The sequence below is a fragment of the Sporosarcina saromensis genome, from assembly GCF_054901285.1.
In genome coordinates this window covers 1,826,457-1,841,722 of sequence record NZ_CM142738.1, presented here as the reverse complement: position 1 = coordinate 1,841,722, position 15,266 = coordinate 1,826,457, and the positions used below count along the sequence as shown (strand labels likewise).

The 15,266-nt window shown below is 43.3% G+C and carries 16 protein-coding genes and 1 riboswitch; of the genes, 3 read left to right on the top strand and 13 right to left on the bottom strand.

Annotation, left to right across the window (positions count from 1 at the left end; all coding sequences use genetic code 11):
- Positions 1-4: 4 nt before the first annotated feature.
- From sufC to ACVHUV_RS09035, 12 genes are all read right to left on the bottom strand, one after another.
- Positions 5-784 (bottom strand): Fe-S cluster assembly ATPase SufC, encoded by a 780-nt coding sequence (gene sufC, locus ACVHUV_RS09090; RefSeq protein WP_462086815.1) that lies wholly within the window; start codon positions 782-784, stop codon positions 5-7.
- Positions 785-1,047: 263 nt separating this feature from the next.
- Positions 1,048-2,229 carry a dicarboxylate/amino acid:cation symporter gene (locus ACVHUV_RS09085; RefSeq protein WP_317943920.1) on the bottom strand — a complete coding sequence of 394 codons (1,182 nt, stop codon included), beginning with the start codon at positions 2,227-2,229 and terminating at the stop codon, positions 1,048-1,050.
- Between the two features lie 160 nt (positions 2,230-2,389).
- On the bottom strand, positions 2,390-3,223 hold the full coding sequence (locus ACVHUV_RS09080; protein WP_462086814.1) for a MetQ/NlpA family ABC transporter substrate-binding protein: 834 nt from the start codon (positions 3,221-3,223) through the stop codon (positions 2,390-2,392).
- A 59-nt stretch (positions 3,224-3,282) separates the two neighbouring features.
- Positions 3,283-3,951 (bottom strand): methionine ABC transporter permease, encoded by a 669-nt coding sequence (locus ACVHUV_RS09075; protein ID WP_371390305.1) that lies wholly within the window; start codon positions 3,949-3,951, stop codon positions 3,283-3,285.
- Positions 3,944-4,969 carry a methionine ABC transporter ATP-binding protein gene (locus ACVHUV_RS09070; protein ID WP_462086813.1) on the bottom strand — a complete coding sequence of 342 codons (1,026 nt, stop codon included), beginning with the start codon at positions 4,967-4,969 and terminating at the stop codon, positions 3,944-3,946. The genes ACVHUV_RS09075 and ACVHUV_RS09070 overlap by 8 nt, the downstream gene beginning before the upstream one ends.
- Positions 4,970-5,069: 100 nt before the next feature.
- A riboswitch (SAM riboswitch) is annotated at positions 5,070-5,174 on the bottom strand.
- A 57-nt stretch (positions 5,175-5,231) separates the two neighbouring features.
- Positions 5,232-5,555 carry a thioredoxin family protein gene (locus tag ACVHUV_RS09065; RefSeq protein WP_462086887.1) on the bottom strand — a complete coding sequence of 108 codons (324 nt, stop codon included), beginning with the start codon at positions 5,553-5,555 and terminating at the stop codon, positions 5,232-5,234.
- 2 nt (positions 5,556-5,557) lie between these two features.
- Positions 5,558-5,899: a toprim domain-containing protein gene (locus tag ACVHUV_RS09060; protein ID WP_462086812.1), complete on the bottom strand. Its 342-nt coding sequence runs from the start codon at positions 5,897-5,899 to the stop codon at positions 5,558-5,560.
- A 60-nt stretch (positions 5,900-5,959) separates the two neighbouring features.
- Positions 5,960-6,343: a glycine cleavage system protein GcvH gene (gene gcvH, locus ACVHUV_RS09055; RefSeq protein WP_317943908.1), complete on the bottom strand. Its 384-nt coding sequence runs from the start codon at positions 6,341-6,343 to the stop codon at positions 5,960-5,962.
- Positions 6,344-6,423: 80 nt separating this feature from the next.
- Positions 6,424-6,783, bottom strand: a complete 360-nt coding sequence (locus tag ACVHUV_RS09050) for an arsenate reductase family protein (protein WP_462086811.1) — start codon at positions 6,781-6,783, stop codon at positions 6,424-6,426.
- Between the two features lie 74 nt (positions 6,784-6,857).
- Positions 6,858-8,645: an acyl-CoA dehydrogenase FadE gene (locus ACVHUV_RS09045; protein ID WP_462086810.1), complete on the bottom strand. Its 1,788-nt coding sequence runs from the start codon at positions 8,643-8,645 to the stop codon at positions 6,858-6,860.
- Positions 8,646-8,810: 165 nt separating this feature from the next.
- Positions 8,811-9,986: an acetyl-CoA C-acetyltransferase gene (locus ACVHUV_RS09040; RefSeq protein WP_462086809.1), complete on the bottom strand. Its 1,176-nt coding sequence runs from the start codon at positions 9,984-9,986 to the stop codon at positions 8,811-8,813.
- Positions 9,987-10,014: 28 nt separating this feature from the next.
- Positions 10,015-12,399, bottom strand: coding sequence for a 3-hydroxyacyl-CoA dehydrogenase/enoyl-CoA hydratase family protein (locus ACVHUV_RS09035; RefSeq protein ID WP_462086808.1), 2,385 nt, complete (start codon positions 12,397-12,399; stop codon positions 10,015-10,017).
- A gap of 277 nt (positions 12,400-12,676) precedes the next feature.
- On the opposite strand from ACVHUV_RS09035, the gene ACVHUV_RS09030 reads away from it, so the two are divergent.
- The 3 genes from ACVHUV_RS09030 (at position 12,677) to ACVHUV_RS09020 (ending at position 14,295) form a co-directional block, all read left to right on the top strand.
- Positions 12,677-13,006, top strand: a complete 330-nt coding sequence (locus tag ACVHUV_RS09030; protein WP_317943899.1) for a thioredoxin family protein — start codon at positions 12,677-12,679, stop codon at positions 13,004-13,006.
- Positions 13,007-13,234: 228 nt separating this feature from the next.
- Positions 13,235-13,696, top strand: a complete 462-nt coding sequence (locus ACVHUV_RS09025; RefSeq protein WP_371390295.1) for an STAS domain-containing protein — start codon at positions 13,235-13,237, stop codon at positions 13,694-13,696.
- A gap of 92 nt (positions 13,697-13,788) precedes the next feature.
- On the top strand, positions 13,789-14,295 hold the full coding sequence (locus ACVHUV_RS09020; RefSeq protein WP_371390294.1) for a hypothetical protein: 507 nt from the start codon (positions 13,789-13,791) through the stop codon (positions 14,293-14,295).
- A gap of 4 nt (positions 14,296-14,299) precedes the next feature.
- On the opposite strand, the gene ACVHUV_RS09015 is transcribed toward ACVHUV_RS09020, so the two are convergent.
- Positions 14,300-15,202 carry a 5'-3' exonuclease gene (locus tag ACVHUV_RS09015; protein ID WP_317943894.1) on the bottom strand — a complete coding sequence of 301 codons (903 nt, stop codon included), beginning with the start codon at positions 15,200-15,202 and terminating at the stop codon, positions 14,300-14,302.
- Between the last annotated feature and the right edge of the window lie 64 nt (positions 15,203-15,266).

The window sequence follows — 15,266 nt, the reverse complement described above, 5'->3', positions numbered from 1 at the left end:
TTTCTTATGCTTCTTGTCCAACTGTTTCGTCTTCAATTCCTAATTCTTCTTTAATCCAGTCATAACCGTTTTCTTCAAGTTGCTTCGCAAGCTCAGGACCACCTGACTTCACAACGCGGCCTTGCATCATGACATGAACGTGATCAGGCGTAATGTAATTCAATAGACGTTGGTAGTGTGTGATCATCAAGCATCCGAAATCTTGTCCACGCATTTCATTGATCCCTTTAGAAACAATTTTCAAAGCGTCAATGTCAAGACCGGAGTCGATTTCATCCAACACCGCAAATTTCGGCTTCAACATCATGAGTTGAAGAATTTCGTTACGTTTTTTCTCTCCACCAGAGAAACCTTCGTTCAAGTAACGTGTTGCCATATCTTGATCCATTTCAAGGAGATCCATCTTGCTGTCCAATTCACGGATGAATTTCATAAGGGAAATTTCGTCGCCTTCTTCACGACGTGAGTTAATTGCAGAACGCATAAAATCTGCATTCGTTACGCCTGTAATTTCACTTGGATATTGCATAGCAAGGAAAAGACCCGCTTGAGCGCGCTCATCAACTTCCATTTCAAGTACATCTTCACCGTCTAATATGACTGAACCTGAAGTTACTTCATATTTTGGATGCCCCATAATTGCAGACGCAAGTGTCGATTTACCAGTACCGTTCGGACCCATGATTGCGTGGATCTCGTTTGTATTGATTGTCAAATTGACGCCTTTCAATATTTCTTTTCCTTCAATCTCAACGTGAAGGTCTTTAATTACCAAAGTTGCCATTCCAATACCTCCAATATGATCGTTATGAACGGTTAATTCCATTCTCTGTTTAGTATCATTCTAATTTTAGCTTATTACGGACGCCCTTGCAAATCATTAAGAATTATTATAATTTATTTAGCTCAAAGCTCGTCATTTCTCAATCTTCTTTATGAAAATAGGAGCCTACATTTTCATTTATTCACAGTTCATTGAGAATGAAAAACTGTGGATGCCCGATTTCTCAAGGGTATCCACAGTTCGTCGGATGTATTCGTTTGTAGTTATGCTTCTTTCTTCGTAAACCGATCGACGATAATCGACAATGCACCGTCGCCGGTTACGTTTGTCGCTGTGCCGAAACTGTCTTGCGCCATATACAACGCAATCATCAAAGCAACCATCGATTCGTCAAAGCCGAGCATTGTTGCGAGCAGTCCAACTGCCGCCATCACAGCACCACCTGGTACCCCTGGTGCTGCAATCATCGTCACGCCAAGCATGAAGATGAATGGCAAATAGCTTACGAATGATACCGGCATGTCATTCATTAACAATACACCAATGGAACAAGAGACTAATGTTATCGTACTACCGGATAAATGGATTGTTGCGAACAACGGAACCGTAAAGTCAGCTACTCGTTCGGATGCTCCTGCTTTTTTTGCTTGTCTTAGTGTAACAGGGATTGTCGCTGCTGAAGATTGTGTCCCAATTGCGGTCATGTAAGCAGGTGCCATTGTTTTCATTAACACAAATGGGTTTCGTTTTGAAACACTTCCTGCAATCGTATATTGGATAGTCAGCATGAGTAGATGCAAAATAATGATCATAACAAACACGATGGAGAAGACGGATAATACTTTTGCCACTTCCCCGCTGAACGTCATGTTCAAGAAAATCCCGAAGATATGAACCGGTAATAGCGGAATAATGATGTACGAAATTACTTTTTCAATGAGAGTATTCAATTCATCAAAGAACGAAAGCATCGTTTTGCTGCTAATGGATGCCATTCCAATTCCGAGGATGAATGCTAGCAATAATGCAGACATGACGCCCATTACTGGTGTCATTTCAATTTCAAAAAACGCTTCTGCTGCAGGTCTTCCAGCATTCTCTACTGAACCTGACCCTACGGCATGAATGAAATTCGGTAAAAAAGTCGTGGCTGCAAAGAAAGCGATGATACCGGCTACGATTGTTGATGCGTATGCAAATACGGTTGCCATACCTAATAGCTTTCCAGAACCTTTTCCGAGTTTAGCGATTCCCGGTGCAATAAAAGCGATGATGATTAGCGGCACGACGAAGTTCAAGAAGCCTCCAAAAATCATATTGAATGTCGCAAATAAGCTGACAAACCATTCACTGAATCCTTCATGTATTTTTGGAAGTAACATCCCTAACCCTACTGCAAGTGCGATGGCGATAAGTATTCGCCAAATTAGTCCGATCTTTTTCATTCTCTATGTCCTCCCCAAATGCACATTTGTCTATTTGTTTGTACATTTACTTTAACATAGTAAAGAAGAAATAGGAACGCTACGTTAAATATTTGTAGTTATCAAAAAAGACTGCCAACCACACCATTATCGGTATGATAGACAGCCTCATTTTATTTACTTATTTTACTGGGACAACCGAGCCGCCCCACTCTTTTAAGATGTAGTCTTGGATTTCTTCAGATGTTAGTACTTCAACAAGTGCTTTAATTGCTTTACGATCTTCATCTCCAGCACGAACAGCAATGATGTTAACGTATGGAGAATCTGATTCTTCAAGTGCAATCGCATCTTCCAATGGATTTAAGCCTGCGTCAAGTGCATAGTTTGAGTTAATTAACAACAAGTCACCTTCGTTTTGTTTGTACAACTCCGGCATAAGTGCTGCTTCGTATTCTGCTTCAAACTGTAAGTTTTTCGGATTATCAACGATATCGTCAAGCTCAGCTTTTACTTTCTCAACACCGTCTGCTAGAGTAATTAAACCTTCTTTTTCCAACATAGAAAGAACACGACCGTGATCAGCTACAGAGTTACTAATGAGGACTGTCGCACCGTCAGGTAGTTCATCAAGTGCTTTGTATTTTTTAGAATAAACGCCGATTGGCTCGATATGAATTGCGCCAGCGTTTGCAAACTCATAGCCAAAGTCTGCAATTTGTCCTTCAAAGTATGGAATGTGCTGGAAGAAGTTTGCGTCTAGCGTCCCTGCATCCAAGTCTTTATTCGGCAATACGTAATCTTGGTATTCTTCAATTTCTAACTCAAAACCTTTTTCTTCAAGCAACGGCTTCGCTTGTTCTAAAATAAGTGCATGTGGCACGTTTGTCGCACCAACAACTAATTTCGTAGACTCTTCTTTTCCGCCACTTGCATTGTTTTTATCGCTTGTCCCACAAGCTGCTAATGCAAGTACAAGTACTGCTAATAAAATCCCCGCCAAATACTTCTTCATAATTGACTCCCCATTTCTTAGTTGTTTTTTATAATGAACAGGTTTGACCTGACATTCACTTACCGTTTGTCCAACTTGCGGACGATGGCATCACCAATGAATTGAAAGATGAAAACGATGACTAATATTAAAATCGTTGCAACGAGAATGACATCATTCTGACTTCGTTGGAATCCTTGGAAATACGCAAGATTCCCTAACCCGCCAGCACCAATAATACCCGCCATCGCTGTATAGCCGACTAGTGCAATGGCTGTAACGGTTATACCGGAGAACAATGCGGGTTTTGATTCAGGCAATAGTACTTTGAAAATAATCGTACTCGTCTTTGCCCCCATTGACCGTGCAGCTTCCAACACACCTTTATCAATTTCTTGTAAACCGATGAGCACCATACGTGCGTAAAAAGGTGCTGCGCCGATAATGAGTGCAGGCAGTGCGGCGTTCGGACCACGCATCGTGCCGACTAGGAAAATTGTTACCGGCACTAACAAGATGATTAAAATAATGAATGGAATTGAACGGAATATGTTGACGACCGCTCCGGTGATGGCATAAGTCAGTTTGTTCGCCCATAATTGGCCAGGACTTGAAAGGAAGAGCACAATACCGAGCGCGATACCGATCACGAACGTGAAAACGGTTGAAACAGCTGTCATATAGAGTGTTTCGATCGTCGCTTCCCACATCTTATCCCATTTAACATTAGGTAAAAGTGTTTCAATCATGGTCGATCACCTCCGTCTGTACGCCTTCGGAATGAAGGAAGTCAATCGCTTCGTTGACGATTGTTGCATCGCCAATCAATTGCAACAGCAATGTCCCATATGCTCCACCTTTTGTGTGCGAAATGTTCCCTTGCACGATGTTGACGTCGATTCCAAATGTACGAATTAAGTTTGCTAACACCGGTTGCTCTGTTCGTTCACCGACGAATACTAATTTTACGAGCGTTCCAGCTGCATGATCGGATTTTAAATGTTCTAACGCTTGTTCTGTGCCGGTCGGTTCTGTCACTTGAGAGACAAAACGCTTCGTAATTGGCGCTTTTGGTGATTGGAACACATCGAGAACGTTCCCGATTTCCACAACTCGCCCCGCTTCCATGACCGCCACGCGATGACAGATTTTACGGATGACATGCATTTCATGTGTGATTAAAACAATGGTCAAACCAAGTCGCTCGTTAATGCTCGTTAAAAGATCGAGGATGGCATCCGTCGTTTCCGGATCGAGTGCTGAAGTGGCTTCATCACATAGCAATACTTGCGGATCATTTGCTAACGCCCGGGCAATGCCGACCCGTTGTTTTTGTCCGCCTGACAATTGGGATGGGTACGCATTTTCCCGGCCGTTCAAGCCAACTAAATCAATTAATTCTTGGACGCGACGATCTCTTTCATCCTTTTTGAGGCCTGCAATCTCCAATGGAAAAGCGATATTCTCTTTTACAGTCCGCGACCAAAGCAAATTGAAATGCTGGAACACCATACTAATTTTTTGTCTCGCTTCCCGTAACGCTTTTCCACTAATGGTTGCCATTTCATACCCTGCGACATTTACAGATCCCGAGGTAGGTTGTTCTAAACCATTCAATAATCGGATTAGTGTACTTTTCCCTGCACCGCTATACCCAATAATCCCGAAAATTTCACCAGCATGGATGTCTAGATTGACGTTATCAACAGCCGTTATACTATTGTTTCCCGAACCAAATATCTTATTTACACTTTTCAACTCGATCATGTTCAATTCACCTCAATACAATCTTGTCCAAAAAGAATAGCCTTTCTGCAGACAAGCAGAAAGGCCAATACGTTATCGTTTATCTCAACGTTCGTCCGATCTCTCATCTCTCAAAGCATGCGCTTTGCGTGATTTGGCACCATTTCACTTTCGTGACGGTTGCCGGGCTTCATAGGGCACTTCCCTCCACCTCTCTTTATAAGAGCGACATATTCAATTTGCGTTAAATTTATTAGATATACTTATACCATAGAACTTTCAATCATGTCAAACCCATTTTTTCTAAAAGATGCGGGATAGATTGAAAAGCATAGATTTTTTCTCGTACATATCCTTCCTTCTGAATGAGCAGGCAAGGAACACTTTCGATTTCATAATCGACGGCGAGATCTTCGATATAATTCAAGTTTGCCTTTCCAATTGGCAACTCTGGTTTCATCACAGAAATGACCTCCATCATTTTAGACGCAACCGCGCAAGTGCCACACATCGGTGTATATAAATAAAACACGCTTAGCGGGGAATCTTTTTTGCTTTGTTCCCATTGTTCACGTGTCCATGTTTGGATCGTGTTCAGTTCTATCACCTTCAAAGTAAAAATTCAGGATGCACATGAAAACCTTCTGCAAGCAAAATTGCTGCAAGCGTGCGATAAGGGGTCGTCTCGACTTGCCTGTAGACGCGTTCCGTGTATAAATGGAGGGCTTCAGGAAAATCCCTTTTGAATAAAGTTCGTATGCTTTCGCCTGAGTCATCTGCATCGACAAAAACATAAATCTGGTCATCTTCATACGGTGCCAGCAACTCTTCAATGCGGTAAGGGCTCACTGTTCCATTCGTACAAATAATCTCGACTGGCTCTGCCAACACTTTTTTCAATCGCTTCCGGTCCGCTCCACCTTCTACGACAACGACTCTACGAAACTCCATTTCCCTGCCTCCTTAGGCCATTAGAAAAAGCGCCGGAAAGCTCCAGCGCTCTAGTTGTGCTTACTCACCGATTGTCATTTTGTCATAGTCTTCAGCAGACATTAATGCATCAAGTTCCGCTTTGTCAGATGCTTCAACGACGATCATCCAAGCGCCTTCATATGGAGATTCGTTCACCAATTCAGGGCTATCTTCCAATTCTTCGTTCACTTCAAGTACTTTTCCGCTAATTGGCGCATATAGCTCAGAAACCGTTTTAACAGATTCTACGCTACCAAATGGCTCGTCCGCTTTCACTTCGTCTCCAACTTGTGGAAGTTCCACGAATACGATATCGCCAAGTTCAGATTGAGCGAAGTGTGTAATACCAATGCGGTAATTACCGTTTTCGTCTTTAACCCATTCATGTTCTTCTGAATAACGCAAGTCTTTAGGTGTGCTCATCCCATAACCCTCCATACGTTTACATTTATTGATTTCCATTCAATTCTTACATATTTCATGCATAAAGACAAGAAACTTAATCATGCGTTCCATGCGGCTTCAAATTGGGCTTCATTAAAGCCGACCGTCACTGTCGTACCATCTGTTACAAGTGGTCGTTTAATGAGCATTCCATCCGATGCGAGTAACGCGATTTTCTCGTCATCTGACATGTTAGGGAGTTTGTCTTTCAAGTTCAATTCCCTGTATTTCATCCCACTGACATTGAAGAATTTTTTGATGTCTAATCCGGAATTGCTGATCATTTGTTGAAGCGTTTCTTTCGTTGGTGGATTTTCAGCAATGTTGATAGATTCGAAGTTCACATCATTGTTCATTAGCCACTTTTCCGCTTTTTTACACGTTCCACATTTCGGATAGCCGTAATAAGTAATCGTCATCTGCAGCACCTCCACTTTTTCTTTAGTATAACAGAGAAAACACCCAGGCGTGAACTGCCCTGGGTGCAGATGCATCAAACAATATATTTTTCAGCGTCGATTAATTTCACTGACGCTTCACGTTTTTTCGAGATGATGTTGTATGGCGTTGAGCGAGTCAATTTCCGCAATGCCGATAGCATCATCCGTTGGTTGTCGCCTTCTACGGAAGCAAGCAATGTTTCTTTTGCATCTTTTTCAATTGCTTCGAATGCTTCTTGACAGAAAATCTCCGTGTAAAGGATTTTTTGTTGTTCTTTCGCTTCGCCATTTTTCGCGACTGCTTTTTCTGTTCGTAACAGCGCAGACTCCATTGCGAAAATGTTGTTGGCGATGTTCGCAATGTTGACAAGGACTTCCTGTTCCGCTTCAAGCTTCGTGCCGAAACGTTGTGCAGCCATACCCGCAGTCAACAAACCGATCTTCTTCGCGTTCTTCACAAGCACTTTTTCTTGTGCCAATGCTTCGTCGCCGATTTCTTCCGGCATCATCATTAACAACTCTTCTTGCAGGCCTTGTGCTTTTTCGAGTAAAGGCAACTCGCCTTTCATCGCTTTTTTCAAGAATGTGCCTGGCACGATCATCCGGTTAATTTCATTTGTTCCTTCAAAAATCCGGTTAATACGGGAGTCACGGTAAATGCGCTCCACTTCATACTCTTGCATGAAGCCGTATCCGCCGTGAAGTTGAACCGCCTCATCCGCGATATAATCGAGTACTTCGGAACCGACAACTTTGTTGATGGAGCATTCGATTGCATATTCCGCGATGGACGCTGCAACCGCTTTTCCGTCTTTTTGTTGCTCAGGCGTCATCTCACTATTGCGCTCTTCAAAATATCCGACTGTACGGTAAATTAAGCTTTCAGTCGCGTACAACTTGGAAGCCATCGTCGCCAGTTTCTCTTTTGTCAAATTAAACGATGAAATTGGCGTTTTGAATTGCTGACGTTGATTCGCATATGTGATCGCCAATTCGAGTGCCCGCTTCGACCCTCCAACTGTTCCAACACCAAGTTTGTACCGACCAATGTTCAAAATATTGAAGGCGATGATATGGCCACGGCCAATTTCGCCTAAGAGGTTTTCAACTGGTACTTCTGCATCCTCAAGGATGAGCGTCCGTGTGGAGGAAGACTTGATGCCCATTTTCTTCTCTTCCGCACCGACAGAAACACCCGGGAAGTCCCTTTCGACGATGAATGCCGTAAATTTGTCGCCATCCACTTTCGCATAAACAACGAATACGTCCGCAAAACCAGCATTTGTAATCCATTGCTTTTCACCATTTAAAATGTAGTGCGTTCCTGCTTCATTCAATTTCGCTGTCGTTTTTGCGCCTAATGCATCAGATCCTGAGCCCGGTTCCGTTAACGCATACGCAGAAATTTTGTCGCCTGATACGGAGTTCGGCAAGTACTTCTTCTTCTGGTCTTCATTCCCAAAAAGGACAATCGGCAATGTACCAATCCCGACGTGTGCACCATGTGTAATCGAAAAGCCACCTGCGACGGACATCTTTTCTGCAATTAACGCAGACGAGATTTTATCGAGACCGAGGCCATCGTATTCTTCAGGAACGTCCGCCCCTAATAGACCAAGATCCCCAGCAGATTTCAATAATCGGACGGAATGTTCAAACTCGTGGTTCTCCAAGTTTTCTACTACTGGCAACACTTCGTTTTTCACATAGTCCTCAGTCGTTTTTGCAATCATTTTCTGTTCGTCAGAAAAATCTTCTGGCGTAAATACGCGTGAAGCATCCAGATTCTCAACGAGAAAAGCCCCACCACGAACGAATTCATTTGTTTTTGTTTCAGCCATTGTTTGTTCCTCCTTTATTTACCTAACTTATTATGGAAGTCTTTTATGGACCGCCTTATCTCGGAAGGAAGCCATGCGTTGTTGAACAATAGTTGCTTATTAAGCATGATTGCACGGCTTCACTTTGTTTTTCGTTTGTAATCTTAAAATCGTCTCCACGCAGGTTTACAGCATTTCAAATACGCCTGCAGCACCCATTCCGCCACCGATACACATCGTGACAACACCAAACTGCTTTCCTTGGCGTTTCAATTCGTTCAACAATCTTACTGTTAAGACGGAACCAGTCGCACCGAGTGGATGGCCAAGTGCGATTGCTCCACCGTTAACGTTCACTTTGTCCATATCCAATCCTAAATGACGGATGACTTGTAACGATTGGGAAGCAAACGCTTCGTTCAACTCCCACAAATCGATGTCCTGGATTGATAAACCCGCAAGTTTCAACGCTTTAGGTACCGCTTCAATCGGCCCAATCCCCATCACTTCAGGAGGCACTCCGCCTACTGCAAAGGAACGGAATTTTGCAATTGGACGCAACCCATTTCCTTCTGCGACTTCGCGGTCCATGACGAGGACGGATGCCGCACCGTCTGAAGTTTGCGAAGCGTTTCCAGCTGTGACAGTTCCTTTCACTGAGAACGCCGGACGCAGTTTCGCCAGAACTTCCATTGTCGTACCTGTACGGACGCCTTCATCCATGTCAAACAGGACGGTTTTTTCTTCGTATTTTCCTGTTTCATTAACAAACCGTTTTACAACTTCAACAGGAACGATTTCATCTACAAATTTCCCTGCTTTAATTGCTGCAGCCGCTTTTTCATGGGAACGTACCGCGAATGCATCTTGGTCTTCCCGGCTGACTCCATATTTCATTGCGACCTGCTCAGCTGTGTGCCCCATCCCCATATAGTATTGAGGCGCTGTTTCCGCAAGCGTAATATTCGGTCGGATCGTATTCCCCATCATCGGCACCATACTCATCGATTCGACGCCACCAGCTATGATTGCTTCTGCATGTCCAAGCATGATCCGCTCCGCTCCGTAGGCGATCGATTGAAGGCCAGAAGAACAGAAACGATTGACGGTTATGGCAGGTGTCGTATCGGGCAGTCCTGCCAATGCGCCGATATTACGCGCGACGTTCATGCCTTGTTCCGCTTCCGGCATCGCGCATCCTATGATCAAATCATCAATTGGTCCATCGTATCCATTAGCTCGTTTCAATGTTTCTTTAATTGCCAATGCACCTAAGTCATCCGGACGGACAGTTGCAAGCGAGCCTTTGCCTGCTTTTCCGACCGGTGTCCGTGCACCGGCTACAATTACTGCTTCACGCATCCCTTTTCCTCCTTTGCTAATTGTTCCGTCAGTTGCGTAATGGCTTCCCTTTCAGGAGCATATGTTGCATACGTTGCTGTGACTTTGGTTCCGCCACAAGACTGAGGAACGCTTCCCGTTCAAGGTCCAACAAATATTGTTCATCGACGAGTGTCCCGAACGGCACTTTGCCACCGGACAGTACGAATGCCAATTTCTTTGCGATTTTCAAATCATGCTCGCTAATGAAGCCCGATAAATACATCCCTTCTGCACCAAGTAGCATTGTTGCGTACCCTGAATCCCCCGTTACAGGAACTTTTTCTTTCTTAGGTGGTAAATAGCCGCCTTCATAAAGGGCCAACGCCGCTTGTTTTGCGTCATAGAGCAAGTGATCCGGATTGACGCTTATGCCATCTGCAAAGTTCAAGAAGTTATTCTCTTTCGCTTCTTCAGCAGACGTCGATACTTTCGCCATCGCAATCGTTTCAAACACTTTGTTTGCGACGTATTGAATATCCACTTGGACGCCGTTCGGCAATCCTTTTAAGTGTTTTGTGTACAAGTTGACGTTTCCGCCACCTCCAGGAATTAACCCGACACCTACTTCAACAAGTCCGATATACGTTTCCATTGATGCTTGGATATGTGCTGCTGGCAAGCACACTTCTGCCCCACCACCGAGCGCCATTTGGAACGGTGCAGCGACGACCGGTTTCCGGCTATATTTCAGTCTCATCATCGCGTTTTGGAAGGAACGGATTGTATAATCCAGTTCAAAAATATTATCGTCTTGCGCTTCCATTAAGATCATGCCTAAGTTCGCGCCGACGCAGAAGTTTTTGCCTTGATTGCCAATGACGAGCCCTTTGTAATTCTTTTCAACTTCATCGACAGCAAAGTTAATCATCTGAATGATGTCTAACCCAATTGCATTCGACTGAGAGTGGAACTCTAGTAACGCAATGCCATCGCCTAAGTCTACTAAACTTGCACCTGAATTCTTCTTGATGACGCCATTCTTTTTCTTATAGCGCTTTAAGTCAATCGCCTTTTCATTTACTGGAACAGGCTGATAGCGATCTCCGTTATAGAAGAACAAGTCTCCCTCTTCTTCCTTATAGAATGTGTCGAATCCTTTCGCAAGCATTTCTTCTACAAATGAAGGGATCGTCAGTCCATCTGCTTTCATCCGCTCAACTGACTTTGCGACACCGATTGCATCCCAAATTTCAAACGGTCCTTGTTGCCAACCGAAGCCCCATTTCATGGCATTGTCGATGGCGACGATGTCATCCGCGATTTCACCAGTTAGTAGCGCAGAGTATGTCAACGTTGGAGAAAGGATACTCCAAAGGATTTCCCCTGTTCGGTCATTTGCGTAGACGAGGGATTTCACTTTGTTCGCCAAACCTTTTTGTTGCTTCGCCATTTCAATTGAAGGCGTTTTCAATTTCTTCGTTGGGACATATTCAAACGTCTCGATGTCGAGTTCCAAAATCTCTCTATCTTTCTTCAAATAGAAGCCTTGCTTCGCTTTTGCGCCGAGCCAGCCGTTGTCGATCATCTTTTGCATGAAAGCTGGGAGTTCGAAAACTTGCTGTTCTTCGCCTTCCGTTTTGTCATATGCGTTTTTCGCGACGTGCATGAACGTATCGAGTCCAACGACATCCAATGTCCGGAATGTCGCCGATTTCGGACGTCCGATAAGCGTTCCTGTCACCGAATCCACTTCTCCAATGGAATAATTACGTTTTTCCATTTCACGAAGGGTAACGAGCAATCCATACGTCCCAATCCGATTGGCAATGAAGTTCGGTGTGTCTTTTGCGATGACGACACCTTTTCCTAAGCGATCTTCCCCGAATTGGAGCATGAAGGAAAGGACTTCAGGAGCCGTCTTTGCCGTCGGAATGACCTCTAGTAATTTCAAATAGCGAGGTGGGTTGAAGAAATGCGTACCAAGGAAATGCTTTTGGAAATCCTCTGAACGTCCTTCAGCCATTGCTTCAATACTAATCCCTGAAGTATTCGATGTAATAATTGTTCCTGGTTTACGTACCGCATCTATTTTTTCGTATAACGCTTTTTTGATTTCTAAATTTTCCACAACTACTTCGATGACCCAGTCAACATCTTTTAATTTATCCAAATCATCTTCAAAGTTTCCGACTTCAATGAGTGAAAGATTCTTTTTCGTCGTAAGTGGAGCGGGCTTTTGCTTCACCAGTTTTTCTAAAGCAGTGGAAGCAAATTTGTTACGAATGCGCCGATCTTCCAACGTCAGTCCTTTCGCTTCTTCCTCTTCTGTCAGCTTATTTGGGACAATATCGAGCAAAAGGACAGGAATCCCGATATTTGCTAAATGGGCTGCAATCCCTGACCCCATCACGCCTGATCCTAATACTGCCGCTTTCTTGATTTCATATGCCACGTTTACGAAGCCTCCCTTTTCTTGAATGAACGCTCATTCATTTTATGCGTAAAAAAAATAGAAACGGTATCTATATTTAGTAGTTTAGAACATTCCACACGTTTTCGCAATATTTATATGGTTCAATTCACAAACTTTTTGGAACATACGCGTTTTCTTTTCTATTATTCTATTCATACTCTCCCTCATGGATGACGGGTGGAAGCGTTAGTGTGGGCATTTTAGTTTCCGTATCGTGTAGAAGATTGTACACTGAAGGAAAAAGGAGTGTTGTATGATGAAATCAATTACGACAGTAGAACAATTTAACGAAGTCATTAACGGTGACGGGAAAGCATTAATCAAATTCCAAGCAGGCTGGTGCCCGGATTGCACACGTATGGACATGTTCATCGATCCGATCATTGAGGAGTACAATTCGTACACATGGTATGACGTCGATCGCGATGTGCTTCCTGAAGTTGCAGAGAAATACGAAGTGATGGGCATCCCAAGTTTGCTCATTTTCCAAAATGGTGAGAAGAAAGCGCATTTACACAGTGCAAATGCGAAAACGCCAGATCAAGTGATTGATTTCTTGGAATCAGTCGAAGTAAAAAATTCGTAAATTGAATGTAACGGTGCAGGCTTTTGTCTTCGAAGTGAACACTTTGAAGGCAAAGGCCTATTTTTTTTGGCTAGTAGGTGGATGTAGATTGTTCTGTACGTGTGACGCTTCAATTTTATGCTCAACTGGAGCGAATTATTTTGTTTACTGAATTAGTTTTGTTTTTTTTGTTAGAGTATGTCGTATAATGGAAGGGTGCAACAGAAAACAGTTATTTGAGGTGGAAAAATGGAATCCATTCATGAAATAGAGCGTTTGAAAGCAAGAATTGAAATGCTGGAAAAAATGATAAAGAAAACGTCCGTCCCAATTATTTCTTCAATTGTCGATCACACAATTCTCGTGCCGATTGTCGGCTATACGGGGGCCGAACGGTTTGAATTGATACGTAATCAGGTGTTGGAATACATAGGAGAAAATCCTACAGTCAATTGTGCCATCTTTGATTTTACAGGCTCTGATTTAAATGAAAGTGATGAGCATGATTATAATACCATTGCATTTGAACTAGAAGTGCTTAACAATACACTTAAACTGATGGATATTCGCCCGATTTCCGTTGGCTTTAATCCAAGTATTGTTCGCAGAATTGTAAGTGCAGGGGTTCATATGGACTTTGAATCGTACATTAACTTCCGTATGGCGTTAAAGGTACTATTAAAGGAAAATGAATCGGTCATTCAGCTATAATACACAATGCCTTTACTACTAGCTTCTATGTAGTCCTACTAAAGCAATTAGACTATTAAAAGTCGCACCGATTAAGCGAGGGATTCGACGTGATGTACATTCGAAACTTCAAAGGAAAATCACAATTTGACGATGATATTGCTGAGCGGTATCGTCAATCTGCTTGCGGTCCCGTAACAGCTTTCTTATTGCTACGCCATCAGTCGTTAGACTACCACATTAATGAGCTTTACCGAAAGTTGGGTGGCACGCCTATCGGATTATTCAAATGGCGATTCATACGCAATTTGCGGAAGTTGCTCGGTAATGGTTGGATCGTGGAAGCCTGCACAATTGATGCTGTAAAAGTCGAACTTGCGAATGGACGAGCGGTTGCTGCTAAATTCGATAAATGGTTCTCTTTTCACTGGTTCGGCACGTATAGCTTTGATTACCACTGGGTGCCTGTTATCGGGTACAAAGAGACTCAATCAGGTTTGTTGTTGCTTGTTCATGACAACGGTGGCCGCCATCGTGCGAGCCACATTCGTGAGATTCCGTACGAGAAAAACCGTGCCATTCTATCTTTCGTTAAAGTTGAAAAAACCACTGCTGATTAGCCGATCAGACAGTGGTTTTTTCGATTGCAGGAAACAATGAATCCAATTGCCGGACGACCATTGAATATTCGTTCGCTCGCAAGTGGTCCCTCAATCCTGAACAAAATTCAGGAAGCAGTAAGTCATCAATTGTTTCTTTGAATTCAATTTCACAATGGATTTGCGCTAACTTTTTAGAGAGGCGCAACATATCCATATCCGCTTCGATTTTTTTCTTCATGGCAGGTGCCAGTTGGTCAATTTTCTCAATGACCGCTTCCACCGTTCCATGTTCTTTCACTAATTTCAACGCGGTCTTCGGTCCAATCCCTTTTACACCCGGATAGCCGTCACTTGTATCCCCTGTGAATGCTTTGACTTCTACAAAACGATGCGGTGGAATGTCGTACTCTTCTACGAAACGTTCTTCTGTATAGATATCATAGATATTGTACCCTTTTTTCATAAATGCAATGGACACACCCGGACGGAGTAATTGCAACAGGTCTTTATCACCCGTCACGATTGTAATGTCTGCCTTCCCTTCCCAAGCACAGACAAGTGAGCCGATTAGATCGTCAGCTTCCATTCCTGGAATTCCGTAGTTTTTCCAACCAATTTCTTCGGACAGTGCTCTCGCCATATCAAATTGCGGTAGCAGTTCTGGTGCCGGTTCAGGGCGGTTTGCTTTATAGCCATCAAATAAATCGTTCCGGAATGTGTGTGCAGCCATGTCCCAACAAACCGCCATATGGGTTGGTTTAAAAATTGAAGTAGCCGTCAATGTGTGTCGAGCAAATCCTTGGACGGCATTCGTCGGGATGCCATTCGAATTCGGGAAAAAGTGGCCCATTGCTGACGTGGCAAAGAATGAGCGGAATAGCACAGCCATGCCATCTATAAGTAAAAGATGTGGTTTTGATTCCATTGGGTAGACCTCCAAAAATTTTTTCAGCAAGTTAGATATTGTTTATTCTTAAACGGGTATATTG

Excerpts from the sequence above, each read along its gene's own strand:
- sufC (WP_462086815.1), bottom strand. The coding sequence starts at position 784 with ATGGCAACTTTGGTAATTAAAGACCTTCACGTTGAGATTGAAGGAAAA.
- ACVHUV_RS09085 (WP_317943920.1), bottom strand. The coding sequence starts at position 2,229 with ATGAAAAAGATCGGACTAATTTGGCGAATACTTATCGCCATCGCACTT.
- ACVHUV_RS09080 (WP_462086814.1), bottom strand. The coding sequence starts at position 3,223 with ATGAAGAAGTATTTGGCGGGGATTTTATTAGCAGTACTTGTACTTGCA.
- ACVHUV_RS09075 (WP_371390305.1), bottom strand. The coding sequence starts at position 3,951 with ATGATTGAAACACTTTTACCTAATGTTAAATGGGATAAGATGTGGGAA.
- ACVHUV_RS09070 (WP_462086813.1), bottom strand. The coding sequence starts at position 4,969 with ATGATCGAGTTGAAAAGTGTAAATAAGATATTTGGTTCGGGAAACAAT.
- ACVHUV_RS09060 (WP_462086812.1), bottom strand. The coding sequence starts at position 5,899 with ATGGAGTTTCGTAGAGTCGTTGTCGTAGAAGGTGGAGCGGACCGGAAG.
- gcvH (WP_317943908.1), bottom strand. The coding sequence starts at position 6,343 with ATGAGCACACCTAAAGACTTGCGTTATTCAGAAGAACATGAATGGGTT.
- ACVHUV_RS09050 (WP_462086811.1), bottom strand. The coding sequence starts at position 6,783 with ATGACGATTACTTATTACGGCTATCCGAAATGTGGAACGTGTAAAAAA.
- ACVHUV_RS09045 (WP_462086810.1), bottom strand. The coding sequence starts at position 8,645 with ATGGCTGAAACAAAAACAAATGAATTCGTTCGTGGTGGGGCTTTTCTC.
- ACVHUV_RS09040 (WP_462086809.1), bottom strand. The coding sequence starts at position 9,986 with ATGCGTGAAGCAGTAATTGTAGCCGGTGCACGGACACCGGTCGGAAAA.
- ACVHUV_RS09030 (WP_317943899.1), top strand. The coding sequence starts at position 12,677 with ATGAAATCAATTACGACAGTAGAACAATTTAACGAAGTCATTAACGGT.
- ACVHUV_RS09025 (WP_371390295.1), top strand. The coding sequence starts at position 13,235 with ATGGAATCCATTCATGAAATAGAGCGTTTGAAAGCAAGAATTGAAATG.
- ACVHUV_RS09020 (WP_371390294.1), top strand. The coding sequence starts at position 13,789 with ATGTACATTCGAAACTTCAAAGGAAAATCACAATTTGACGATGATATT.
- ACVHUV_RS09015 (WP_317943894.1), bottom strand. The coding sequence starts at position 15,202 with ATGGAATCAAAACCACATCTTTTACTTATAGATGGCATGGCTGTGCTA.